We start from the raw sequence: 21,826 nt of genomic DNA on the forward strand, positions 1-21,826 counted from the left end.
CGGTCTACTGAAAGAAGGCCAGCCCGTGGAGCCGCGAGTCGTCGGTCAACTCGGGGTGAAACGACGTGCCGAAGACGTTGTCTTGCCGGACGGCGACGGGCCGGTCCTCGACTGACGCCAGGATCTCGACGCCGCCGTCGACCGAATCGATCGTCGGCGCACGGATGAACACCGCCGGGAACGGCTCCGTGAGGCCGGTCACGTCGAGGGCGGCCTCGAAGCTGTCTTTCTGTCGCCCGAAGGCGTTCCGGTCGACGCTCACGTCGAGGAGATCAAGCGTCTCGACGCGGTCGTCCTTGGCGTCCGAACTGGCGACGATGAGGCCCGCACAGGTTGCGAGCACCGGTTTGCCGGCGGCGGCGAACGCTTCGATCTCCTCGTCGATCCCCTCCTCGGCGAGCAGCCGCGAGATAGTCGTCGACTCCCCGCCCGGCAACAGGAGCAGATCGCAATCGGGGACGGTACCCGACGAGCGGATCGTCTCGACGCGGCAGACCTCGCCGTGTCGCTCGGCGGCGCGCTCGATCGCCGCGGCGTGTTCGGCGACATCGCCTTGGACCGCGATGACGCCCGCAGTGAGCATACCGAACGTTGGGCGGACGACGAAAAAAAGGGCTCGATACGGGCCGTTCCGTCCCCCGTCCGGATCGCGGGACCGATACGGGCGACGACGCGACGGTCGGTGGGCATTTGTCGGGCGGTCGCCAACCGCCGGTATGCTCGCTGTTCTGTCCGATACGCACGGCCGCGAGGACGCCCGGCTTTCGGGGCGGACCGCCGAGGCCGTCGAGGACGCGTCGGAGATCGTTCACGCGGGGGACTTCACGACCGCGTCGGTGCTCGATGATTTCGAGTCGTACGGACGCGTCCACGGCGTCTCGGGCAACAACGACACGCCCGAAGTGTGCGAGCGCGTCCCGACGGATCGCGTTCTCGAGTGGCGTGGGCTCCGGATCGCCGTCGTCCACGGCCACGAACACACCGACACCGCGGTGTCGATGTTCGGTCGACAGTCGAGCGCCGACCTCGTCGTCGTCGGCCACTCGCACGAACCGGCGTTCCGCGACGGCGTCGTGTCGGTTCTCAACCCCGGCAGCCACGCCGACCCGCGCTGGCACCGACCCGCCCATGCCGAACTGGAGTGGGACGACGCCGGGGGCGTAGCGCGGGGACGACTGGTCGAACCCTCCGGGGAGGTGTTCGATCGCTTCACGGTCGAAGCGCACGGGGGTCGGTGAGCGTCGACAGAGGGGAACGAAAACGCGCCGAACGCTCAGCGGGCAGGGGGAGGGACGGCGATGGAGGGCCGAAGCGTTCAGCGCACTCGAAGCGTGACACGGGGACATAAAGAGGCCAGCGTAGGGTACAATCGGCGTTTTAGATAGCGCGGGGAGGGGCGGCTCACGCCGGCCGCCGGGCGCGGAGATACGCTACGCCGACGACGACAGTGAGGACGACCGCGCCACCGAGAAAGAACGCGAGACCGGGGGACATCCCGCCGGCCACCAGCCCCTCGAGGATGGCCGAGAGTCCGTCGGCCCCCTCGGCGGCCGCGTCCTCGAGTTCAGGGACCGGCGTCGCGGTCGGCTCCGGGACAGGCTCCTCGGCCGCTTCGGGCGTCAGTCTCGGGGCGGGCGTGGATTCCGGTTCCGGCGTCGGCGTGTCGACCGGGGCGTCGAACGCGCCGACGTCGCCGCCGGGCGTCGGCGTGGGTGTCGGCTCCGGGGCGGGTGTCGCTTTCGGCTCCGGGGGCGCCGCCGAACCGGGATCGGCGCCCGATCCGACGGGCGGGGCGGCGTCGTCCCCGCCGAACAGCGCCTGGATCACGGCCCCGCCGACCCCGAGGGCGAGAAAGCCGGCGAAGAGCCGCGAGAGGGCCGACCGGAGCCCAGCGGCGCGCTCTTGCTCGCCGGCAACGATGACGAGCGGGCTGTCGGCGGGACCGTAGATCGACATCTCCCGGCCCTTCTCGGAGTAGGCCGTCCCGACGACCTCGATCGCGCCGGCGTCCTCTAGGTTTTCGAGGTGGTACTGGGCGTTCTGCAGGGAGGTGTCGACGCGGTCGGCGAGCTCGCTGGGCGGGGCGGGATCCTCGTGGAGCGCCGCCAGGATCCGGCGGGCCGTCGACGAGGAGAGAGCGGCCATCAGTTCGTCGGCCGCCTCGCTGTCGAGGTCGACGACCCGCGGATCGCCGCCGGAGGAAACATCCGGACTGGAGGGCAGGAGACTCATCGACGAGGCGTATCGACCCTGCGGTCATGAGCTTTTATATGCTGGGCCGGACGGTGTACCGGGCCGAGGCGGCGACAGCGCACCCGGCGAGCCAGAAGTGAAACGATCCGGCGTCCCGAACGACCTCCCCAAAACGGTTTTGCCCCGGGGGCGCAAGGGCGGGATATGACAGGACCCGTTCCGGTTTCCCCGGCTCTCGACGCCCCGACGCTTCCAGCTGTCGGCGTTCCGGCGTCACCCTTCTTCGGCGTCAACCCGGTGCTGGTCGGCATCATCCTGGTGCTCTTGCTCGTCGTCTTCGCGCTCTTTTTGTTCGTCCGAAAGACGCTCGTCAACTTCTCGGAGGGGATGCGCGACGGCAGGCGGAAGTGATCCATTTATAAACCAGATATATTTTATTACGGGCGTTTTAGCTGCGTATTATACATACGCGTTGAACACGTTTTATACGTATGTTTATATTACATATGTTTTATATTTACGTCCATACGAATGGATTATAAATGTTTTATGTATAATTTATGAATGCATCGTATACGATTCACAAATGTGTAATATATTATAAACATCTTGTATACTAGCTCCCTGCATCAGGACCCGATCGCCGTGGTACTGTCGCGCCCGCGGGGCCGCCGACGCGACGTCGGCCGGGCGGCTCCCGCACCGCCGGAGGCCGCCCCGGCCATCCGAAACCGCGCGACTACTCCTCGATGTCGATCGCCGGCCGCGACGGTTCGGCCTGTTTCGCCACGTCGTCCGGGGCCTCGGAGGCGGCGAGGACGCGCACCTCGGCGTCGAACTCCCGTTCGATCAGCCAGGCGGCGGCCTCGAGCGCTTCGAGTTCGGCCTCGGGATCGAGCGTCCGCTGGAGCGCCTCGCGGTTCTCCTGGAGCGTCTGGCCGTAGGAGGCGGCCGCGTCGCCGTGGCGCTTGATGTCGTCGCGTTGCATCAACTCGCCGATGACGTTCGGCGCGTCGCTGTCGATGGCGACGTTCAACGCCTCGTGTTTCCAGGCGGGGGTGACGACGATGTCGATTCGCTCGGGGTCGTCGATGCCCGCGACGTCGACGATCTGGCGGACGTCCTCGCGGGTGTTCTCGACGAGGCGCCGCCGCTTCTCGACGGTCTCGCGGTCGGTGTCGGCCTCGGGCCAGGCGGCATCGACGACGAAGCCGTCCCCGCCGAGCGTCTCCCAGAGCTCCTCGCAGACGTGGGGGGCGACGGGCGCGAGCAACCGGACGGCGACCGACAGCGCGCGCTCGAAACTCTCCCCGTGGACGGCCGCGTACTCGCGGTACTGTCTGAGCGTCCCGACGAGCGACTGGGCCCCGCGGACGGCGGTGTTGAACACCAACTCGTCGTACTCCTCGGTCGCGACGACGACGGCCGCCTCGGTCTCGCTTTCGAGGTAGTCGGCGATCGGACCCGCTTCGTCCGTCGTCTCGATACCCCCGGCGGCGTAGGCCTCGACGAGTTCCGACAGCCGCGCGAGGAACGCGTACGCCGACTGGACGCCCTGCTCGGACCAATCGAAGTCCCGCTCGGGCTGGGCGGCCTGCATCGTGAACAGCCGCGCGGTGTCGGCGCCGTACTCCGAGACGATCGCCTGCGGGGAGACGACGTTGCCCTTCGATTTCGACATCTTCTCGCCTTCGAGTTGAACCATCCCCTGTGCGAGCAGGTTTTCGAAGGGCTCGCGGTGATCGAGCCCCTCGTGGTCGGCGAGCGTCTTCGTGACGAACCGCGAGTACAACAGGTGCATCACGGCGTGTTCGATGCCGCCGACGTACTGGTCGACGGGCATCCAGTCGTTGGCGCGCTCGCGGTCGAAGGGGGCCTCGTCGAGTTCCGGGGAGACGTATCGCAGGAAGTACCACGACGAATCGACGAAGGTGTCCATCGTGTCGGTCTCCCGTTCGGCGTCGCCGCCACAGTCGGGACAGGTCGTCCGTTTCCACTCCTCGGCGGCGTCGAGGGGGTTGCCGGTGGTGTTGACGAACTCGGGGAGTTCGACCGGCAACGCCTCGTCCGGGACCGGAACCGCCCCGCACGCCTCGCAGTGGACGATCGGGATCGGGGTACCCCAGTAGCGCTGTCTGGAGATGCCCCAATCGCGGAGCCGGTACTGGGTGGCCGTCTCCGCCCCCTCGATGTCCGCCGTGAGCCGATCGCGTGCGGTCTCGCTGTCGAGGCCGTCGTACGTCCCGGAGTTCACGAGGACGCCGTCCTCGGTGAACGCCGCCGATTCGACGTCCGGGACGGTCGGCTCCTCGCCCGCCTCCGGTTCGGGGGCGACCACCGGCCGGATCTCGAGGCCGTTCTTTTTCGCGAAGGCGTGGTCGCGCTCGTCGTGGGCCGGGACGGCCATCAGCGCGCCGGTGCCGACCTCCGAGAGGACGAAGTCGGCGACGTACACCGGGATCGCCTCGCCGGTGGCCGGGTTGGTCGCCGTCAGCCCCGTCGCGACGCCGTTCGGCTCGTCGCCGTCCGGGTCGGCCTCCTCCTCGACGAACCGGCGGACGTCGGGGTCCGTCTCCGCAAGGGACTCGCTGATCGGGTGATCCGGCGCGAGCGCGAAGAAAGTCGCGCCGTGGATCGTATCGACCCGGGTGGTGAACGCCTCGACGCTCCCGTACGCCTGCGGTTCGGTTCCCTCGTCGCGTCCATCGGGGGCGCGTGGTGTCTCGGTGATCTCGAAGGGCAGTTCCGTCCCGCCCTGGCGGCCGATCCAGTTGCGTTGCATCTGCCGGACGGAGTCCGGCCACCCTGCGAGGTCGTCGATGTCGTCGAGGAGTTCGTCGGCGTACTCCGTGATCTTCAGGAACCACTGCTCGAGATCGCGGGTCCCGACGGGGGTGTCACAGCGCCAACACAGTTCGTCGTCGCCCTCGACCTGTTCGTCGGCCAGGACGGTCTCGCACTCGGGACACCAGTTGACCTCGGCGTCGCGGCGCTCGGCGAGCCCCTCCTCTAGGAACCGCACGAAGAGCCACTGGTTCCACCTGTAGTACTCGGGCGTGCAGGTCGTGATCTCGCGGTCCCAGTCGTAGCCGAATCCCATCGACTCCATCTGGCCTTTCATCGTCTCGATGCAGTCGACGGTCCAATCGCGGGGGTTGGTGTCGCGCTCTTTGGCGGCGTTCTCGGCGGGGAGCCCGAACGCGTCCCACCCCATCGGGTGGAGGACGTCGTCGCCGCGCATCCGCCGGTACCGGGCGTAGGCGTCCGTGATCGTGTAGTTCCGGACGTGGCCCATGTGAAGCTGTCCGGACGGGTAGGGGTACATCCCGAGGACGTACGTCGGGTCCTCGACGTCGTCCGGAGTCCGGTACACGGAGGCGTCGTCCCAGGCCTCCTGCCAGCGTCGTTCGACCGCGGCGTGGTCGTATCCGTCGTCGTGCATAGAGAGGAAGTTACCCGACGTTCCGGCGGTTCGGCCCTTAAACTTTCCATCCGGCCGCAACGTGCCCACGAACTGGGAACGAGGGTAAAACGTCATACCGTCGCGGGCCCAAGCGTGGGATATGGTCCAAAATACCACACTGGGGCAGCTGCGAGGGGCGGTGCGGTCGGTGCGGAATCCGGCGAGCGAAAGCGACCAGTTGGCCAACCCGAAAGTTGTGGCGGCGGCGCTGTTGTTGGTCGTGTTGCTCCCGCTCGTGCCGTTCCTCGCGGTGGCCCTGACGATCTCGCGGACGCTGAAGGGCGTCCGGCGGCGCGTCTCCTGGGAATGAGTTCCGGGGGCCGTTTATAAGGACCGGTCGATCGCCTCGGCCGTCGCCTCGCCGACGCCCTCGACCGACGCGAGTTCCCCGGCCGAGGCGGCGCGGACGCCTTCGACGCTGCCGAAACGACCGAGCAGCCGGTCTCTGAGCTCCGGGCCGACGCCCGGAACCTCGTCGAGTGGCGTCGAGACCGTGTCTCGGACGGTCCGGTGGTACTGGACGGCGAAGCGGTGGGCCTCGTCTCGGACGCGCTGGAGGAGGTGCAAGACGGGATCGTCGTCGTCCCACGCACAGGCACCGTCGTCGGTGATCACGCGCTCGTCGGCCTTCGCGAGGGCGACCACGGGAACGTCCCACCCGACCGCCTCGATCGCCTCGCAAGCGGCGTTGCGCTGGCCGTCGCCGCCGTCGATCAACAGCAGGTCGGGGTCGGGACGGTCGTCGCGGCCCTCGACCGCGCGCTCGGCGCGCCACCGCAGCAGGGTCTTCATGTTCGCGTAGTCGTCGTTCGTCTCGTCGAGTTTCCGGCGGCGGTAGCCGCGCTTTTCGGGGTCGCCGTCGGCGAAGACGACGTCGCTTCCGACGACGTCCCGGCCGCCGGCGTGGCTCACGTCGAAGCCCTCGATCCGGTCGATCCGACCGATCCCGAGCCGCCGGGCGAGGTCGCCAGCGGGGTCGGCCCCGCCCGCCCGGCGGCTGGCGTTCTTGATCGCCAACTCGACGAGCGTCGCCTCCCGCCCCGCGCCGGGCACCCGCACCGAGACGCCCTCGGCGTCGAGCCACCGGTCGAGGTCGCGGTCGTCGTAGCGCTCCGGTAACAGCAACGCGTCGGGCAGCGGGCGGTCGGCGTAGAACTGCGGGACGAAGGCGGCGAGGAGCGCGTCGACGCCCGCGCCGGCGTCGGGCGCGTCGACGCGGTGGCGCTCGCGGTCGACCAGCTTGCCGCCCTCGCTGTGGAGCCTGGCGACGGTCGCTTTTTCGCCCTCGATGGCCACGCCGAGGACGTCGACGCGCTCCTCGCTATCGCCGACCACGGCGTCACCGCCGCCCCCGTGGAAGGCCTCGACGGCGTCGAGTTCGTCCCGCAGGGCCGCCGCGCGCTCGAAGGCCTGTTCCTCGGCGGCCGCCCCCATCCGCCGACGGAGCGGTTCGGCCAGCGCGCCTGTCTCGCCCTCGAGAAAACGGATCGCCGACTCGACGTCCTCGGCGTACGACTCGGGAGAGATTTCGCCGGTACAGGGGGCGCTACACAGCCCCATCTCGTGATCGAGACACGGGCGCTCGCGCCCCTCGTACTTGTGGTCCGAACACCCCCGGAGGCCGTAGACCCGCCGGATCGCCTTCAGGACCGTCTCGACGCGTCCCTTGTCGGTGAAGGGGCCGAAGGCCGTTGCGCCCTCGTCGGGGTCGCGGGTGACCTCGATCCGAGGGACCTCGTGGCGGGTGACCGAAACGAGCGGGTAGGACTTGTCGTCCTTCAGCCGGACGTTGTACCGCGGCTGGTGGCGCTTGATCAGGTTGGCTTCGAGCAACAGCGCCTGCGTCTCGGTGTCGGTGACGGCGAAGTCGATCCGGGCCGCGGCCTCGACCATCCGGCGGATCCGCTCGCTTCGGGGGTCGGCGTACGAGCGGACCCGCTCGCGGATGTCGAGTGCCTTCCCGACGTACAGCGTCCGGTCGTCGGCCTCGAACAGGTAGACGCCCGGATCGTCGGGCAGCGCCGACGTCCGTTCGCGAACCGCCGCCGCGTCCATACCCGGATCGAGAGGCCGCGGTCGTATCAGCCTAACGCGTCGCAACGACCGCTCGGGGTGCAGACGAGCCGACGGAACGGCCGAAGCCACCGGGACGGGCGGGGTCACAGAGAGGTGCGGACCGACCGAACGTTCAGGTGGCCGGCGGACGACCTCCGAACATGGAAAAAACGCCGCAGGGTACGTCCGTTGGCGTCGACGATCCCTACGCGGTCGTCGAGCGGTGCGACTTTCTCACCGACGACGGGCGCTGCCGGTACGCCGCCGAGTACGGCCACAACGACCCCGAGTTCGCGCAGGCGCGTCGCGCCGACGGCTTCCGGTGTCCGGCCGCCGACCCCGAGGGGGAGTGGGCGTGGGCCGACTGCCCGAAGTTCCGCGCGACCGACGCCGCGCGGACGTGTCGCCGCTGTGGGCTCGCGGAGCGACGGCTGGCGGGCGAGGACCCCCGGCCGCTCCTCGAGGAGCACCACCTCGAGTACGCCGACGACGACCGGGCCGAACTGACACACGAGATCACGGTGTCGCTGTGTCGGTGGTGTCACGCCTACCAACTGGGATCGTATATACAGGCTTAATACGCAGGTGTGTTACGTGTTAGTATGGTCAAGGACGACCAGATACTGATTAGATTAGAGTCCAGTCAAAAAGAGAAGTGGCAGGAACACGCGGAAGATGAAGACCGTTACCGTGATACTACGGATTTAGTTGAACAGGCAGTTGAGGATAGAATATCTACCGATACAGAGGAGTACAGTCCAGAAGACGCTATCCTCCAGATGAGTCAAGACATTCAGAATCTCTCGTCTGATATTGCTGAAATAAAAGAACTGAACGAAAAAATCGACAACACGCAGGCGACGAGTCTGGAGTTAGAGGAAACGGCGGATAGACTGGAGACGTTCATTAAAACGCGATTCGGTGGTGATGATGACTGAGGAAGTTGTATCAGATTTCTTAGAGGATAAGTCGGATTTAGATGAGTCTTGGTTCGGTACGTGTAGGCGTATGACTGAGCATTTAGACGGGTTTCTTGAACAAGAGAATCTGAATCCTGAGGAAGTTGAGTTCCGAGGTCAGGATATAGAGGATTTTCAGGACTACTTACAGGATAATACAGATTGGGCTGATAGCACGGTGAAAAACCATGTAATGGCATTTCGTGAGCTAATCCGTTACGCTGTTGAACGTCGTTACGGATGGGATGCTCTGTTCAACAAAGGGAACCCTATGTCTATCTACTCTGCCGATCTGGATGATGGTCTCAAGTGGGAGGAGGAAACTGGAGAAGACATTCCTTACATTACTGAAGAGGAACACGAAGCGTTGCTGGATGAGAATGAGAATCCACGTGATGATGTAGTTTTACGCACGCTATGGGATACAGGTTGCCGACCAGCAGAATTACGTCGATTGACTCTTTCAGAAATAGACAAGACGGAGCTCATCAAGAATCGCAAAGTTACGGTTCAAACCGCGAAACGAGAGAATCACGAAAGAGACGTTTACCTCTCACCTACAACAAGGAGTAAGTGGGTGTTCTGGCTCTACAAGGGCAAACGAGACGCATACGGTAATAGTAGCCATTCCTCTGAATACGTGTTTCCGACACAGCGGACTGAAAAAATGAGTCAGGGAACGGTGAACAGACAGATTAAGAGATTAGCTGATAGAGCGGATATTCAGACTGTTGGATATGAACTGGAAGCAAATAATTATCTGAGAGGTGAGATGAAGAGTAAGACGCGTGAAATGGTTGAAATAAACGCTAAGGCATATCGACATTCATTTGCTGTGCGTGCGTGTAAAAATGGAATAAATCTCGCTCTGCTGGCTGAATTGATGGGTCATGCGGATGAATCGAGCTTGAGTTCCTATACGAAATTTTTACCCTCTGATAAAAAGGAGGCTTGGGAACGATTCATTCACTAATCGTTCATCGCTGTTTGATCAGCACTCGTCTAAGTTACGCTCAGTAGTTTCTGCTGACTTGCGAGTACAGCCTCTCTATACAAGCCATCAATATCTAACAAGCACACATAGGATTATTAACAATATGGAACAAAACCTAATCAATATGGAAGCAGAGGATTATATTGACCAACTTATTGAAACCGAACGAGAGGGTATGAATCAACGAGCCAAGTGGATTTCTGAACACAGACCGCAGTACTCACACGGGATGTCGATGTTCGGAGGTGAAAAAGCACTAACCCTCTATGAAGATTCACAACTCTCCTACATCTATGGTACATTCTCTGGATCCATACTGCTTAGTCAGTCGTTTATAGAGCAGTCAATCTGTGCTATGGCACACGACGCAGGTGAATTTACAGAAGATGACCTGCTTGGATACCACGACGCTGTCAATTTCCTCACCGAGCGGGATATTGTGGATCCAAATGAAGTTAGTGGAGTCCCGCTGGATGAGCTTCATAATCTCAGGAATCCAGTAGCTCATTTTCGAGACCCCTCAGACGAAGACAGCCTATCACGCAGAAAAGTAACTAACGCTCGTAACGAACCTGAGTCAGTTGCCCCCACAACGAATGAAATGCTAAAAGACGATGCTGAAAAGATACTGAAGACAGTATTCTCCGTAGCAACCTTATTTGGAGTCGGATACAGGTCAGATTAATCATTAAGCAGTAGATTGCGATACCTTCCTTCTCCAATACATTCGATCTAATAAATCACCGTACAGATAGGGACATCTGGACTCGGTTCATTGATATAGGGATTTAGCGACGATTCTGCTGTTGAGCACGTTGTTGCTCGAATAGTCGTTCCATTTCGTCTTCGACCACGCTGTCTTCGGTAAGATAGTGAGTAGTGGAACGTGGGTACTCCTTGCCGCAATGCGGGCACACCCATGCTTTCTGGTCGAAAACAAACCATTTTGGAACGGTTCGAGATTTCAGCTTACGGTCGTCATCTGGGCAAAACGGTCCTTCGACATATACATAATCGTCGTCTCGACTGGTGTATGAGCGGTCTCGGAATGTACCGTACTTGCCTTTCCATTTGACGCCGAATTTCTCAATCTCGCACTCAGCGTGTACTGTCCTTGGTTCGCTCTTCGATACAAACCCAGCAGGGGCATTCTGTTTCCTGAACTTCTTCCTGCGTTTGTTGAGGTAACTGAGCACAGCGTAAATTACGAGTACGACGATGATAGTGGTTCCAGCACTGCGAACCCATACGTTGCTGAGGACTCCCGTATCAACTGGATTAATTCGTTGAGAGATACCTAAGAGCTCAGCGAGGGCAGTAGTAATTAGCCCTAAAACAATGCTGGCTATCGCTGTTCTCCAATTCATTTAATACGTGGATTGCGGGTGCGAGTAAATAAAATCCGAGTGCCACCTCATTCCACGAACAGTACGATACCGAGTCCAGCGACCAGACCTCGTCTAACGTGCTCAGTAGCTGAATTATTATTTGAACACAAGCCAGAGCGGTGCGATCACTACTACGATTAGTGCGACTGGAACCAGCAACGGGGAAATGAAAAGCAGAGGCAAGGCTACAACGGCGAATCCAGCCCCGACAGCAATAATCAACCCACCTGATACCACCAGATTCACAAACTGCTCCATCCTGAAAATCATAAACCAAATCAAAAAACCGAATACGACCGCTTGCGTGCCGTAGTATAGCACGTCATATAACAAACTGCTGAAGATCTCCAACATACTCACTCACCGTCTCCGTCCTCCTCGTTGATTCGGCGTCCTCGATGTAGCTCTACGTCTCGGTTAAATTCGCATGCGTCTTTCCTCCGTTCCAAGTCCTCTAAATCCGCTTCCAATCGCTTCTTTCTCGTTTCTAAAGCGTCCTCTTCGAGTTCTTCGAGGTACTGGTATTCGGGGGGGACACAGGTCTCAAGATGAGTCTGGGTTATGTTTTGCCAGTCCCCTGTCTTGCTCATATTCTTCTTGACAGCCACCACCTCCTTGATCGCACGAATTTCTCTTTTGATGCGTTCTCCCTCAGAAGCCATACTGGTACATAACCGTGAAATTATATTAAGAGCGCCGATCTGACTATCGTCTACCAATTTTTAACTACCAAATATATTATACTACTCTGCGTCCCTTTCGATGCTCAGAGACCTCACGCATCATCTGTCTTCCCTTGTTGCTACACATTGGTGTCTCTGGCACAGCGAACAGTCCTATTATAGTACTTGTTGAGACGCCATCTCCCCATGTAACTCCACATCGGTCGACAGGTGGCGTGGTGGCACAATATGTCGGAGCTGTCCTTTGCTCTGAGTAATACTTATAGGGTATTTGTCATTACTTGGGGATATGGAACGGTTAGATCTGGAATCACAGTTTATTCTATACTTCATTCGAGAACAGAATATTCCCGTGAAGCGGAGAGAGATTGAGACGAGGTATTCACGAATGACTAAGGAACAGATTCAGTATCGACTCAGCAAGATGCGGAAGGGGGGGTTGATACGAAAAACAGAGCATCAGGAGTACGGTCAAGGGGTCAACCCCACATACCACTGGCGGGCAGTGCCCTCAAAGGTTGAGCAGTACGAGGATGAGCATTCACGATTAGCTACCCCAGATTGGAAATGGCGGGAGTACGCAGACAAGTACTTTGACGCATTTGAGAGCCGTCTCAAGAAGCTGGAGAAGCAGGTACAAGACGGGTGATGTGGTCGAATCATTAGAGCCGATCTTTGGAAAGAGCGTGTAGTAACGAACGGCGGGTGCGTCTTTACCACTGATTCGTGGTAAGGTCAAACCTGTTGCTGTACGCATCTGACTATTATTTCGATATTCTACACGCCTTTCGTAGAGACATCCACGATTAGGATATATTATACAATATCCAGTTAACTTAGAGTCTATATTTGATAAAGATTTTTATAATTGGAGTCCTATCAGTATTATTGTATGAGTAGTAACATACAACCGACATATAGAAGAGACGTTACAAGCACAGGACAGGTAACAATCCCATCCGATTTCCGTGACGACAAGACGGTTGCCTACCTGATTCAAGAATCGACCGACAACGAAGGAAGAGAGCATCTCAAGCTCTACCCAATTCCAGACCACGATGACAACTAAGACTACACAACAAAAGGTGAACTACTATGACTACACGCAATACTATACATTCAAATGTAATAGAACTATCGCATATTCGTAACGAATCGTTACTGACCGAGTATCAGGATGAGAACTGCTGGCTCTGCTGGCGATCTGAGGAAAGCGAAGAGGACGACAAGCCAAGGAAAGTTCCAGTTGACCCACGTACAGAGAGAATAGCAGACGGGACGGATCCAGCAGTTTGGATAGATTATAACACAGCACAGACGTGCTACGAGCAAGGCAAGTCCGACGTTTCAGGACTCGGGATCGCTCTGGGGTTCGGGGATTTGGTTGGTGTCGACCTTGATAACTGTCGTGACCCCAAGACAGGAGATGTTGAGGGATGGGCAATTGATATTGTAGAGACGCTTGATTCGTACGCAGAGGTGTCGCCAAGTGGCACGGGATTACACGTCCTTGTCGAAGGGGCACTTCCGAACGATGCTCGGAATCGCCAGAAGGATATCGCTTCGACTCTTTCCCAATTTGACGAAGCAGAGATTGAAATCTACGACAGTACCCGCTACTTCACATTTACTGGCGACCACGTGGAGGGGACGCCGACCTCTATCAAATCCCGACCAAGTGAACTGCTGGACATCCACGATGAGTACGTCGGTAAGGAAGACAACAGAGCGGAGTCCTTGACACCAGAGTCAGAGACAGACCTCAACCTCAACGATGAGGAGTTACTTGAGAGAGCCAAGGACGCTGAGAATGGCGACACCTTTGAGCGACTATGGGATGGGGATACGTCTCTCCATGACAATGACCATAGTCGGGCAGATATGGCGTTACTACAACATCTGGCATACTGGACACAGTGTGATCCTCAGCAGATGGAGCGGATGTTCTCTCAGAGTGGACTCGGACGACGAGACAAGTGGCGAGACCGTGAGGACTATCGAGAGAGGACGGTACGGAAAGCGATTGAGAACTGTTCTGAAGTATATTCTCCACAGAGTAGTAATAATAAAAACGACGATGCGAGGCACGTTGGAGAGGACAGCACAATTCTGAAACGTGACGATGGGTATCATAAAGAGCGTGAAAACAACGACGGTGAAGTGTATCACGACCGAATAACCAATTTCCATCTGGACGTGAACGCATACGTCGTTGACAAAAATGGGGGAAAGCAGGTTGATTTGACTATTCAACCATGCTCCGAGGTAGAGGATGAATATGAAGCGGTTGTCCCGTTTACCGTTTTCAACGAGACCAGAGCATTCCGAAAGCAGGTTGTAACAGGTCGAACTACCATCTTCGAGGGCGGTATCAGAGAGCTCAACACCCTCCGTCAGGTCGTCGCCACGCAGGAAGCCCCAGTACGCCACCTAACAAAGAAACTCGGCTTACAGGATGGAGAGATCGTCACGCCAGAGGGGGTACTCGGTGTCGATGAACCAACGTTCCGATACGTGGATCAGGGGACAGCCCTCGAACGAAAGTTCGCTCTTGACGATCTTGGTGATTACGACAAAGAGGAGGTCAGGCGTATCGTTGAACTTCTCCCACAGATACGGGAGAAGGAACGGGGATTGCCAGTCCTTGGCTGGTGGTATGGGTCGCTATTTGCCCCACATATCAGGAGCGAAGAAGGCGAACTGCCAGCACTAACGGTCACAGGTGAGACTGGAGCGGGAAAGACAGCCCTGCTACAACTACTGTCGCAACTGTTCGGACTCGATCCTGAGCCAGCCAGCCCGAAGACGACCCGTTTCTCGCTTATTCGGCATATGAGTGCGACGACCAATATCCCTGTCTGGTTCGATGAGTACAAGCCCGCCGAGATGTCCAAATACGAGGCAGACCGTTTCCACGACCTGTTTCGGAAGCATACACGAGGGGTTGACGTAACGCGAGGAAGGCAAGACCAGTCAGAAGAGAGCTATTCGCTGACAGCTCCAATTGTCCTCTCTGGTGAGCAACAGATACAGGGCAACGCCGAGCAACGGCGGGCAATCCGAGTGAGACTCAAGAAAACTCACGATGAGACCCAAGAGGCATGGTCAAGGCTGACTGGCGAAAGCTACGAGACATCGCAAAAAATCGTCCATCCTGATAGCTACGACTTCTCCCAGCACGTTCGGGCTGTGTGGACTCTGTTGACTGAAATAGACGCTGATGAGTTTCAACAAACGTGGGAATCTGCGAAGGAGTCAACGTATGATGCCCTTTCACGCACGGGACGAACCGATCTTGAGCCACTGGAGGAGGTTAGTCTGGCGATGGTGAAATTCGGGTTAGCTGTCTTCCAGCTACTCGCCAGTCGGGTTAATGCCGATCCAGACATCACAGACAGGGACATTGAACAGGCAATGAAATACGTGATTGAAGGGAGCGGACAGGAAGAACGAATCAGCCACGTCGAGGAGTTCTTACGATTCGTCGAAAGCTCTGCCCGTGCGGGATACATAGAGAAAGAGATCCACTACGACATAGTCGAAAAGCGTGGCAACGATAACGATGAACTCTGCTTGAAATTGCCAGATACTCACGCAGAGGTCAGTCGCTATCTCAAAGATAGAGAGGTGAATGCTGACTTCTTCGACAGTCACACCGACTATCGGGAGCGGTTCCAAGAATTACACGATGAGGGGGGGCTTGTTACTGACACAAGCAAGGTACACCGAGAATTGAACCGCTGTGTTGCCTTCGACATTGAGGAGCTGGATGAGCAACTGGCTGACTTCGAGGCAGAGACGTTCTCTTACTAACTGCTCTCCGTTACGCCCCTCATTACGCCACAATGACTCCTATATTACGCCTCGAAACCGCGTAGCTGGGGTGTTACGACATTGCGGTGTTTTACACCCCCTTTGTGAATGTTGAGAGAATGTTCATGATGGGTAGTAGCGTATATTGTTCTTTTAATATATTATGGTATTATAAATTAATCGTAACATCGTGAATAAATCAGAGCAGTCCTGCGATTTTGGGGTGTAATATTGGCGTAACGGAAGCGTCGCTGGGGTAATGAGTTTAATAGCCATCACTATGTGTCAGAACTGACCCCCCGTGTTGTTAGTTTTTAGCTACGGTAGTTGTAGAGGAGTATTCTCCGAAAATATTACTATCGAAACCCTGCCCAGAGAATCGAACTCTGGAAGTGCCAACCACAGGTGAGGGGGTAAAGTGCTCTTGTTGTGCTTACCAGCGTTCTTATTTCCATCTGTGCCTCTCGTACCGCTCCTGACAGGGGTCTGAAAATGACTTAGAGACTGTCTTATCAGAGTTCATCGTTGAGTTCACTCTCAGCTACCTTCCACGTTCGACCATGCGTAGTCCAAGTATGCTGACCAATCTTCTCGTACTCGTGCCTCTCATCCTCGATACTCTCTTTGATAAATTCGACCGCATCTTCTTCATTTGTGAAGCAGGAGGTCGCATCAATGGATTCGGCAGTCCGTAAGATTGCGACGTACACACTCTGTGTCTTCGACTGCGATTCTCTCAGAGCTTCAGATACGTAGGTGCGGACAACATCGAAGTCCTCGTTACGATTGATGTGTTCAGCTAATTCTCGGTGGCTGGAATACTCGACCCGTTCTGCGATCTCACAAATCTTCTCCTTCTTTGTCTTCGGTTTCGCATCCCAATACCCGTCTATCTCCTTGATTGTCTTGCGTAGCATCGCTTTAGAGACATCGTACCCACGCTTACGCACTTCTTCAAGCAACTCAGACCCCGTCTTTTTTGTCTCGTTGAACGCTCGGATAATAGCACGCTTCTTCGTCCCATCCTGCTTCCTCTTCTGTTTCGGCGTATTCTCGGACACCACACCCCAGACGTACGAATATGTTACATCGAGACCTTGTTCTCGACACTTATTGTAGATTGTGCGGTAGCTCTCATTCTGGTTGAGTCGACCTATTCTGAGTACTTCCTGACGAGTCTCATCAACGGGTTCGTCAAACTCAGGTTTGCCATTGTCTGGGAGGCTAAATCCGTCAATGTCTATATTTTTATTGAGAACATTTGAGACATATGACTGAGAAACATCGAACCCACGGTTGTCTTCTATCTCCTGATAGAGCTCCCCAGTATCAGTAATGCCTGTCTCAACACAGACCTTCGCTATTTTTTGCCCTTTTGTTAGTGTAGGGCTCAACGCATCGGTTGCTTGTAACTCCCCCTCAGAGTGCTCATCGGCAGGGGATTCGAGGCGTTCCGATTTCTCGTCGAGGTCTTTCTCAGTAATGTACTCCATCGTTCCATCAAGCGGATCTCCCTCATATCTTCTCTCAGCCATATCTATTCACCCCCGTTTGTGAGACGCTCGTCATAATCCGATTCTGTGCGAACAGACTCTTGTCTCCATCTCTGCTCTTCCTGTTCGTCAACGCAGTATTTCTCGACTGAAAGCGACTCAGAAACAGTCTCGTCTGGCATTTTCAGCATTTGCTCTCGATAGTATTCGGCAAGACCAGAATCCTCAGCAGATTCACGCAGTAATTTCAGACAGTGTCTCAGAGCAATATTACACCCTTCTGTCCGTGTCTCCGAACCAGCTACGGAGAGTAGTTCCTTCGCGGTTTCAAGCGTCTCAGTTGGGGTCTCAACCTGTTCATTCAATTCAGAGAGGATGCTACTGGTATGTTCAACACGCTCGCTGTTTCGTTCTCGCTGTCGCTCACTTACATCGCTGTACCTCTGTCGCTCCAGTGCTTTGATTCTCGCATCGTTCATATTTACTACGCACCTTGCGGTGCGGAGGGACACCAGCGGACTCGAACCGCTGTAAAAGCCAACATGTCCGAATTGCTTGTCTGCCGATACACCTCGTTACCAGTCGCTGTGGGATTCTTTATTATCGTAGAACTCATCATCATCGTCGGTTACCACAAACGTACCGCCGTCTGTATCTTCCTCATCACAGCCTCCGCACCAACCTTTGCCATGATGTGATTCGGAGTGGCATCTGACCGTCGAGCACATCCGATGCTTGCCCGTGATGAACCTGTGGCAGGACGTACACCAAATGCGGTAGTTGTAGTCTGCTGGGGACTTGGAATAGTGGCTGTTCGTCCGCTGAACACCCATAATCTCCTCCCACTCGTACCAATTCCCTGTATGACCTGTACTCACGTCTCTGGCAACCGTTCCGTTTGGGAGTTCGACTGTCTCACCTCGGTGCTGGTACTGCCAGACATGAACCAGCTCGTGCCTGATTGTGTCCTCTACCGCTTCGAAGCCAGCGTTCTCTATTGTATGTTCGCTGATGCCGACAGTAACGTGATTATCACCGCTGTAATCGGCTACTCCGTGCCGTCTGCGTGCCCTCTTTCGAGTCTCGAACACCACCTTCGAGAGGTCAACAGCAGAGAGTGCCCACTCGTCGCCGTTGATGACCTCGTTCGCATACTCTCGGATACGCTCAGTGTACTCGTGATCGTCACCCAATTCACCCTGTGTCATATCCACAGTTGCTGTGGCTGATTTCGGTTGCTTAGTGGGTATAGTTCCGTCAACGGACGCATTTGTCTCTTGATCTGTTTCAGGCTCAATCTCGAACTCTACCTCAACGCCACAATCTCTGAGAGTTTCCACGGCTTCCCGAGCAATTTCCTTGATGCCCTCCTCTCGCTGGTCAGCCTGCTGTTGCCGAAGCATCCGTCTAATTACCTTCACCTGCTCGTCCAGTCTCTCGGTTGCTCGTGTTCGATACGTCCCGACTGTGGATTCTGAAATGTCAAGTTCGTCAGCGACTGTGGCATACGACTTGGTTCGAGTACGACGGACGACCTCGGCTTCTCGATTCGAGAGCAAGAATCGGTCGTGTTCCAAGTCTGACGGCGATGGATTGGCTACCCGAGAGGATGACCGCTCATCGCTCATTCTCACCACCTTGGATTGATTCGTTGCGGGCATTCTCGTCTTCATCGGCTATACTCTCTGCTACCTCCCGCATACACGCATCGCATAGGACAGTTGTCTCGCCGTCGCTGAGTCCGAGATACCTACCAGCTGGTGTCTCTGCCTGTACTACCCAATGTGTCTCAGCGATTGAAGCACATCTATCACAATCACTGGCAGAGCTCTCCTCAGCGTCTCCACTTCCTCGATCTTCGCTCTCAACACGCCCTGAGGCAGAGCCCATCCCTGATTTGATGAGACGAACCATCTGCTGGATTTGGTCGATTGCGAACTGCCGTGCTTCGTACCGACTGTACCAGTCGTCAGTCTGCCCAAGACTTTCATCCTCACCAAACCAGCTGACAGTCCACTTGCCGTCCCCAACCGCATCGAGAGTAACCGTGTGATTGCCAGACTCCCAAGTAGCGGAGACGAACCTTGACTCACTTGTTGTGATTTTTCGTTCCCACCCCTCAAACTCCAGAAGTCCGAAATCGCTGTCTTGAGTGATTTTCTCGGGAACACGATTCCAACAGCGGTCGCATACATCCGCACTGGACGAGCCGACAAGTCCGAGGTAGTTGCCGACCGTTGTTCCAGCCTCCGCGGTGTGAGCTACATTCCTCGTTCGACCGCAATTACTACACCTGACCTGCTGGCGATTGTGTTGTTCAGTATTGGTGTCTACCTCACCGTCAGTCGCGGTTGATGAATCAGAGGAGTTCTCCGATGGTGAATCTACGTTCTCACGCATCGTTTTTCACCTCGCTTTCATCACGAAGGTCAAGACGGCTATCTTGATAATCCAGTGTCCATCGGTCGAACTGCCAGTAGTATTCAACGACAGCCTCTATCGGTGTTTTGCTAAGGTCGTAAACTGTGGCACCGCTACCACCACCGTCTGTTACAGCTATCGCCCGTTCTCCAGTCGTGTAAATGGAGGTCTCTGTATAACCCTGACTCAGGGACGCAACAAGGTTAGACGTGTGTAGCTCGCTCTCAACCTCCAAGCAACCGTACTCGTCGACAGATACCCCTTGCTCTTGTTTGTACGGTTCGTTGGACTCGTCGCTGGACTTCAGCACGAGCTTCTCTTCGCTCGGTACTGGATACCCACGGACGAGTTCACTGCTGTTGGTGTACTCAAACAGTTGCTCGACCTCTTCGTCAGTTGGGTTTCGTATCTCGATCCTATCTTCTCCAGTTTCAATTCGGGCATCAACCAGACTCCTGACCTCAGACTCTACGCTTTCCCAGTTGACCTCTCCGATCATTGTTGATCACCCCCGAGTTCCAGAGCATCCTCAGCAAGTTCATCGTCTCCATTAGCTACTGCTACGCTGGAAGCCATCCCCATCGCCTTCGAGAAACTACGGTCAAACTCAGCAGTACCTACTTCTCGGCTTGCTTTGGCGAGGTAGCTTCGGACTTGCTCTAATTGTGGTTGTACATCACTACCACTCTCAACACGCCCTTCCAGTGCCGTGAGTACTTCCAGACCTGACCGCAGAAGGTCAAATTTTCGGCTATCTGTCGTCTCATCGTCAATTGTTTCACTGCTTTCGTTGTTAGCTATTTCCATAGAAAAACAATAGAATTAGCTACTAATAAATGTTATGATTTGAACTACTAAGTTATTGGACTAATCGAGAACCGAAGGTTTAATCCATAGAAATAGCTACTTTTGACCAGCTATGGGAACAAGTGCGTACCTCCGAGACTCAACAGCCGAATTGCTGAACGCGATTGAACAAGAACTACCAATGGAGAGTAAAGCGAGAATCATCCACAATGCTCTCGAAGTGTACGCAGAGTCGATTTTCGACCTATCCAGTTCAGATACACCAGATGCTGTCGGGACAATTGAGCCCGAGGCAATCCGCGACTCTGAGCGTGTGAATGAACAAGCACGCATACGGCTGTATCTCGACGACCAGCGGATTGGTGTCCCCGAGTCGATTGGGGAGTATGGCTGTGAGAAGTCTGAATACTCCCTCAGAGAGGATGACCAGCACGTCCATATTCGCTATCGAAGCGAAACTGATCTTTGGGTACTGCGACAGGACACCTCGGAAGAGATCTCGCTCGGACGAACTGTGGATGGTGAACTTGACATCGAGGAATCGTTCGAGAACCTACAACCTGCGATTGCTCGATTGAATGCTCAGTTATTAGCTCTTGATGATACCCAGTTAACCGTACGTGAGCACGAAGCTTGGTGGCTCACCCGTGAGCATTCTCATAAGCAGGTTGCCGACTGGTTGGGAATAACTGAAGAAACTATCAATACCCACCTCTCAAATATCGCTCAGAAGCGTCAAACAGCACAACAGACACTCAGCCTACTCGGGGCGAGCAACTGAGTTTCTACACAGTAGAGGTAGTAGCTCCACAGGAGAACCCCCTGTGATAACATTCATATTTTGTGTACTGCTATCATACACCAAGAACTGTTCAGATATGAAGCCAGAAGACAAGTTTGGTAACGAGGTCTACTCCGACGTTTATGATGAACTCTGTGAGTACGGAGTTCAATTGAAGCAGATCGGATATCAGGAGTCTCGAAACAAGCCCAATCTCTTTTACTACCAGAAGTTCGGTGACGTAACCCTGTTTATGGATATGCGAGGGACTCGCCAAGTGAAGATCTGGGAAGATATCCGTCCGCTCTTCTACTGGAATATTGACCTTACAATGCCTGACTGGGCGAAGCGGCGAATGCTCAAAGAGGAAGAGGAACGACTGCTGGAGCACCAGATCCCACTTCGGTTGAGCTTCTATGCTGGACTTGGGGCAGGACTCAGTACGGAAGAAGACACACTTTCCGACCCACTCGGATTTCCTGATGGCTACTGTCGCGTCTGTAATGAGGATATCCGCGAGAATAAGAACTATTGCTCAACAGAGTGCGAGCAAGAGCGACGACCGAATCGGTTCTGTGAGACGTGCGAGGAACGACTCGACTGGGACGAGACGATTCGGCATCATGTGAGTTACTTCCCCGAAGAGACGGTCACAGTCTGCCGTTCCTGCCACAATAAGCTCCATATGGACAATAGCTTCTATCCCGAACTTACACCACCTCAAGAGGAGATAGATAGGTTCTACGACTGAATGCCTGATGCCGAGACTCTACAAG

At 56.3% G+C, this 21,826-nt stretch carries 24 protein-coding genes and 1 pseudogene; 12 read left to right on the forward strand and 13 right to left on the reverse strand.

What is annotated here, in order from left to right; translation table 11 throughout:
• Positions 1-4: 4 nt before the first annotated feature.
• Positions 5-583 carry a pyridoxal 5'-phosphate synthase glutaminase subunit PdxT gene (pdxT, locus tag NMLP_RS01275; protein ID WP_015408314.1) on the reverse strand — a complete coding sequence of 193 codons (579 nt, stop codon included), beginning with the start codon at positions 581-583 and terminating at the stop codon, positions 5-7.
• A 133-nt stretch (positions 584-716) separates the two neighbouring features.
• On the opposite strand from pdxT, the gene NMLP_RS01280 reads away from it, so the two are divergent.
• Positions 717-1,238 (forward strand): metallophosphoesterase, encoded by a 522-nt coding sequence (locus NMLP_RS01280; RefSeq protein ID WP_015408315.1) that lies wholly within the window; start codon positions 717-719, stop codon positions 1,236-1,238.
• Between the two features lie 163 nt (positions 1,239-1,401).
• Here NMLP_RS01280 and NMLP_RS01285 read toward each other — a convergent pair whose 3' ends face one another.
• Entirely contained in the window at positions 1,402-2,232 is an 831-nt protein-coding gene (locus NMLP_RS01285) for an ArsR/SmtB family transcription factor (protein WP_015408316.1), read from the reverse strand.
• 165 nt (positions 2,233-2,397) lie between these two features.
• Here NMLP_RS01285 and NMLP_RS01290 point away from each other — a divergent pair, with 165 nt between their 5' ends.
• Entirely contained in the window at positions 2,398-2,604 is a 207-nt protein-coding gene (locus tag NMLP_RS01290) for a DUF7859 family protein (RefSeq protein ID WP_015408317.1), read from the forward strand.
• Between the two features lie 328 nt (positions 2,605-2,932).
• On the opposite strand, the gene leuS is transcribed toward NMLP_RS01290, so the two are convergent.
• The gene (gene leuS, locus NMLP_RS01295) at positions 2,933-5,635 is read right to left on the reverse strand and encodes a leucine--tRNA ligase (protein WP_015408318.1); all 2,703 of its coding nucleotides are present in this window, start codon (positions 5,633-5,635) and stop codon (positions 2,933-2,935) included.
• Positions 5,636-5,756: 121 nt separating this feature from the next.
• Between leuS and NMLP_RS14905 the strand changes: the two genes are divergently transcribed.
• Positions 5,757-5,966 carry a hypothetical protein gene (locus NMLP_RS14905; RefSeq protein WP_015408319.1) on the forward strand — a complete coding sequence of 70 codons (210 nt, stop codon included), beginning with the start codon at positions 5,757-5,759 and terminating at the stop codon, positions 5,964-5,966.
• A 14-nt stretch (positions 5,967-5,980) separates the two neighbouring features.
• Here NMLP_RS14905 and NMLP_RS01300 read toward each other — a convergent pair whose 3' ends face one another.
• Positions 5,981-7,711, reverse strand: a complete 1,731-nt coding sequence (locus NMLP_RS01300; RefSeq protein ID WP_015408320.1) for an excinuclease ABC subunit C — start codon at positions 7,709-7,711, stop codon at positions 5,981-5,983.
• 161 nt (positions 7,712-7,872) lie between these two features.
• Here NMLP_RS01300 and NMLP_RS01305 point away from each other — a divergent pair.
• The 4 genes and pseudogenes from NMLP_RS01305 to NMLP_RS14910 form a co-directional block, all read left to right on the forward strand.
• Positions 7,873-8,259, forward strand: a pseudogene (locus NMLP_RS01305) (DUF7097 family protein); the annotation flags it as partial.
• A gap of 54 nt (positions 8,260-8,313) precedes the next feature.
• Positions 8,314-8,649: a hypothetical protein gene (locus NMLP_RS01310; protein ID WP_049925976.1), complete on the forward strand. Its 336-nt coding sequence runs from the start codon at positions 8,314-8,316 to the stop codon at positions 8,647-8,649.
• A complete protein-coding gene (locus tag NMLP_RS13980) occupies positions 8,642-9,643 on the forward strand; it encodes a tyrosine-type recombinase/integrase (RefSeq protein WP_076982674.1) in 1,002 nt (333 codons plus the stop codon). Before NMLP_RS01310 ends, NMLP_RS13980 begins: the two co-directional genes overlap by 8 nt.
• A gap of 145 nt (positions 9,644-9,788) precedes the next feature.
• The gene (locus tag NMLP_RS14910) at positions 9,789-10,349 is read left to right on the forward strand and encodes a hypothetical protein (protein WP_152024079.1); all 561 of its coding nucleotides are present in this window, start codon (positions 9,789-9,791) and stop codon (positions 10,347-10,349) included.
• Between the two features lie 103 nt (positions 10,350-10,452).
• On the opposite strand, the gene NMLP_RS14915 is transcribed toward NMLP_RS14910, so the two are convergent.
• The 3 genes from NMLP_RS14915 to NMLP_RS01320 all read right to left on the reverse strand — a co-directional run bounded on the left by NMLP_RS14915 (position 10,453) and on the right by NMLP_RS01320 (position 11,714).
• Positions 10,453-11,031, reverse strand: a complete 579-nt coding sequence (locus NMLP_RS14915; protein WP_152024080.1) for a hypothetical protein — start codon at positions 11,029-11,031, stop codon at positions 10,453-10,455.
• Between the two features lie 117 nt (positions 11,032-11,148).
• On the reverse strand, positions 11,149-11,406 hold the full coding sequence (locus NMLP_RS01315; protein WP_049925979.1) for a hypothetical protein: 258 nt from the start codon (positions 11,404-11,406) through the stop codon (positions 11,149-11,151).
• A 2-nt stretch (positions 11,407-11,408) separates the two neighbouring features.
• A complete protein-coding gene (locus tag NMLP_RS01320; protein ID WP_015408323.1) occupies positions 11,409-11,714 on the reverse strand; it encodes a hypothetical protein in 306 nt (101 codons plus the stop codon).
• 310 nt (positions 11,715-12,024) lie between these two features.
• Between NMLP_RS01320 and NMLP_RS01325 the strand changes: the two genes are divergently transcribed.
• The 3 genes from NMLP_RS01325 (at position 12,025) to NMLP_RS01330 (ending at position 15,548) form a co-directional block, all read left to right on the forward strand.
• Positions 12,025-12,384, forward strand: a complete 360-nt coding sequence (locus NMLP_RS01325) for a hypothetical protein (protein WP_049925981.1) — start codon at positions 12,025-12,027, stop codon at positions 12,382-12,384.
• A 243-nt stretch (positions 12,385-12,627) separates the two neighbouring features.
• Entirely contained in the window at positions 12,628-12,804 is a 177-nt protein-coding gene (locus NMLP_RS15335; protein WP_160169572.1) for a hypothetical protein, read from the forward strand.
• A 26-nt stretch (positions 12,805-12,830) separates the two neighbouring features.
• Positions 12,831-15,548 (forward strand): phage NrS-1 polymerase family protein, encoded by a 2,718-nt coding sequence (locus NMLP_RS01330; protein WP_015408324.1) that lies wholly within the window; start codon positions 12,831-12,833, stop codon positions 15,546-15,548.
• Between the two features lie 512 nt (positions 15,549-16,060).
• Here the strand turns inward: NMLP_RS01330 and NMLP_RS01335 are convergent.
• The 6 genes from NMLP_RS01335 to NMLP_RS14935 all read right to left on the reverse strand — a co-directional run bounded on the left by NMLP_RS01335 (position 16,061) and on the right by NMLP_RS14935 (position 20,269).
• Positions 16,061-17,083 (reverse strand): hypothetical protein, encoded by a 1,023-nt coding sequence (locus NMLP_RS01335; RefSeq protein ID WP_015408325.1) that lies wholly within the window; start codon positions 17,081-17,083, stop codon positions 16,061-16,063.
• 2 nt (positions 17,084-17,085) lie between these two features.
• Positions 17,086-17,553 (reverse strand): hypothetical protein, encoded by a 468-nt coding sequence (locus NMLP_RS14920; RefSeq protein ID WP_152024081.1) that lies wholly within the window; start codon positions 17,551-17,553, stop codon positions 17,086-17,088.
• A 63-nt stretch (positions 17,554-17,616) separates the two neighbouring features.
• On the reverse strand, positions 17,617-18,669 hold the full coding sequence (locus NMLP_RS14925) for a SprT-like domain-containing protein (RefSeq protein WP_015408326.1): 1,053 nt from the start codon (positions 18,667-18,669) through the stop codon (positions 17,617-17,619).
• Positions 18,659-19,441 carry a hypothetical protein gene (locus tag NMLP_RS14930; protein WP_152024082.1) on the reverse strand — a complete coding sequence of 261 codons (783 nt, stop codon included), beginning with the start codon at positions 19,439-19,441 and terminating at the stop codon, positions 18,659-18,661. The genes NMLP_RS14925 and NMLP_RS14930 overlap by 11 nt, the downstream gene beginning before the upstream one ends.
• Complete coding sequence (locus NMLP_RS01350; RefSeq protein ID WP_015408327.1) at positions 19,434-19,961, reverse strand: hypothetical protein; 528 nt, start codon at positions 19,959-19,961, stop codon at positions 19,434-19,436. Before NMLP_RS01350 ends, NMLP_RS14930 begins: the two co-directional genes overlap by 8 nt.
• Entirely contained in the window at positions 19,958-20,269 is a 312-nt protein-coding gene (locus NMLP_RS14935) for a hypothetical protein (protein WP_152024083.1), read from the reverse strand. Before NMLP_RS14935 ends, NMLP_RS01350 begins: the two co-directional genes overlap by 4 nt.
• Before the next feature lie 112 nt (positions 20,270-20,381).
• Between NMLP_RS14935 and NMLP_RS01355 the strand changes: the two genes are divergently transcribed.
• Together NMLP_RS01355 and NMLP_RS01360 are read left to right on the forward strand one after the other, a co-directional pair.
• Positions 20,382-21,050: a LuxR C-terminal-related transcriptional regulator gene (locus tag NMLP_RS01355; RefSeq protein ID WP_015408328.1), complete on the forward strand. Its 669-nt coding sequence runs from the start codon at positions 20,382-20,384 to the stop codon at positions 21,048-21,050.
• A 97-nt stretch (positions 21,051-21,147) separates the two neighbouring features.
• On the forward strand, positions 21,148-21,801 hold the full coding sequence (locus tag NMLP_RS01360) for a hypothetical protein (RefSeq protein WP_015408329.1): 654 nt from the start codon (positions 21,148-21,150) through the stop codon (positions 21,799-21,801).
• Positions 21,802-21,826: the final 25 nt, after the last annotated feature.

The organism is Natronomonas moolapensis 8.8.11 (assembly GCF_000591055.1).
Taxonomy (GTDB): Archaea; Halobacteriota; Halobacteria; order Halobacteriales; family Haloarculaceae; genus Natronomonas; species Natronomonas moolapensis.

What these genes read in the sequence shown, in the direction of transcription:
- NMLP_RS01325 (WP_049925981.1), top strand. Translation starts at nt 12,025, where the DNA reads ATGGAACGGTTAGATCTGGAATCACAGTTTATTCTATACTTCATTCGA.
- NMLP_RS01285 (WP_015408316.1), bottom strand. Translation starts at nt 2,232, where the DNA reads ATGAGTCTCCTGCCCTCCAGTCCGGATGTTTCCTCCGGCGGCGATCCG.
- NMLP_RS01290 (WP_015408317.1), top strand. Translation starts at nt 2,398, where the DNA reads ATGACAGGACCCGTTCCGGTTTCCCCGGCTCTCGACGCCCCGACGCTT.
- NMLP_RS01360 (WP_015408329.1), top strand. Translation starts at nt 21,148, where the DNA reads ATGAAGCCAGAAGACAAGTTTGGTAACGAGGTCTACTCCGACGTTTAT.
- NMLP_RS15335 (WP_160169572.1), top strand. Translation starts at nt 12,628, where the DNA reads ATGAGTAGTAACATACAACCGACATATAGAAGAGACGTTACAAGCACA.
- NMLP_RS01330 (WP_015408324.1), top strand. Translation starts at nt 12,831, where the DNA reads ATGACTACACGCAATACTATACATTCAAATGTAATAGAACTATCGCAT.
- NMLP_RS14915 (WP_152024080.1), bottom strand. Translation starts at nt 11,031, where the DNA reads ATGAATTGGAGAACAGCGATAGCCAGCATTGTTTTAGGGCTAATTACT.
- NMLP_RS01280 (WP_015408315.1), top strand. Translation starts at nt 717, where the DNA reads ATGCTCGCTGTTCTGTCCGATACGCACGGCCGCGAGGACGCCCGGCTT.
- NMLP_RS14910 (WP_152024079.1), top strand. Translation starts at nt 9,789, where the DNA reads ATGGAAGCAGAGGATTATATTGACCAACTTATTGAAACCGAACGAGAG.
- NMLP_RS01320 (WP_015408323.1), bottom strand. Translation starts at nt 11,714, where the DNA reads ATGGCTTCTGAGGGAGAACGCATCAAAAGAGAAATTCGTGCGATCAAG.
- leuS (WP_015408318.1), bottom strand. Translation starts at nt 5,635, where the DNA reads ATGCACGACGACGGATACGACCACGCCGCGGTCGAACGACGCTGGCAG.
- NMLP_RS01335 (WP_015408325.1), bottom strand. Translation starts at nt 17,083, where the DNA reads ATGGCTGAGAGAAGATATGAGGGAGATCCGCTTGATGGAACGATGGAG.
- NMLP_RS14925 (WP_015408326.1), bottom strand. Translation starts at nt 18,669, where the DNA reads ATGAGCGATGAGCGGTCATCCTCTCGGGTAGCCAATCCATCGCCGTCA.
- NMLP_RS01355 (WP_015408328.1), top strand. Translation starts at nt 20,382, where the DNA reads ATGGGAACAAGTGCGTACCTCCGAGACTCAACAGCCGAATTGCTGAAC.
- pdxT (WP_015408314.1), bottom strand. Translation starts at nt 583, where the DNA reads ATGCTCACTGCGGGCGTCATCGCGGTCCAAGGCGATGTCGCCGAACAC.
- NMLP_RS01310 (WP_049925976.1), top strand. Translation starts at nt 8,314, where the DNA reads ATGGTCAAGGACGACCAGATACTGATTAGATTAGAGTCCAGTCAAAAA.
- NMLP_RS01315 (WP_049925979.1), bottom strand. Translation starts at nt 11,406, where the DNA reads ATGTTGGAGATCTTCAGCAGTTTGTTATATGACGTGCTATACTACGGC.
- NMLP_RS13980 (WP_076982674.1), top strand. Translation starts at nt 8,642, where the DNA reads ATGACTGAGGAAGTTGTATCAGATTTCTTAGAGGATAAGTCGGATTTA.
- NMLP_RS14935 (WP_152024083.1), bottom strand. Translation starts at nt 20,269, where the DNA reads ATGGAAATAGCTAACAACGAAAGCAGTGAAACAATTGACGATGAGACG.
- NMLP_RS14930 (WP_152024082.1), bottom strand. Translation starts at nt 19,441, where the DNA reads ATGCGTGAGAACGTAGATTCACCATCGGAGAACTCCTCTGATTCATCA.
- NMLP_RS01300 (WP_015408320.1), bottom strand. Translation starts at nt 7,711, where the DNA reads ATGGACGCGGCGGCGGTTCGCGAACGGACGTCGGCGCTGCCCGACGAT.
- NMLP_RS14905 (WP_015408319.1), top strand. Translation starts at nt 5,757, where the DNA reads ATGGTCCAAAATACCACACTGGGGCAGCTGCGAGGGGCGGTGCGGTCG.
- NMLP_RS01350 (WP_015408327.1), bottom strand. Translation starts at nt 19,961, where the DNA reads ATGATCGGAGAGGTCAACTGGGAAAGCGTAGAGTCTGAGGTCAGGAGT.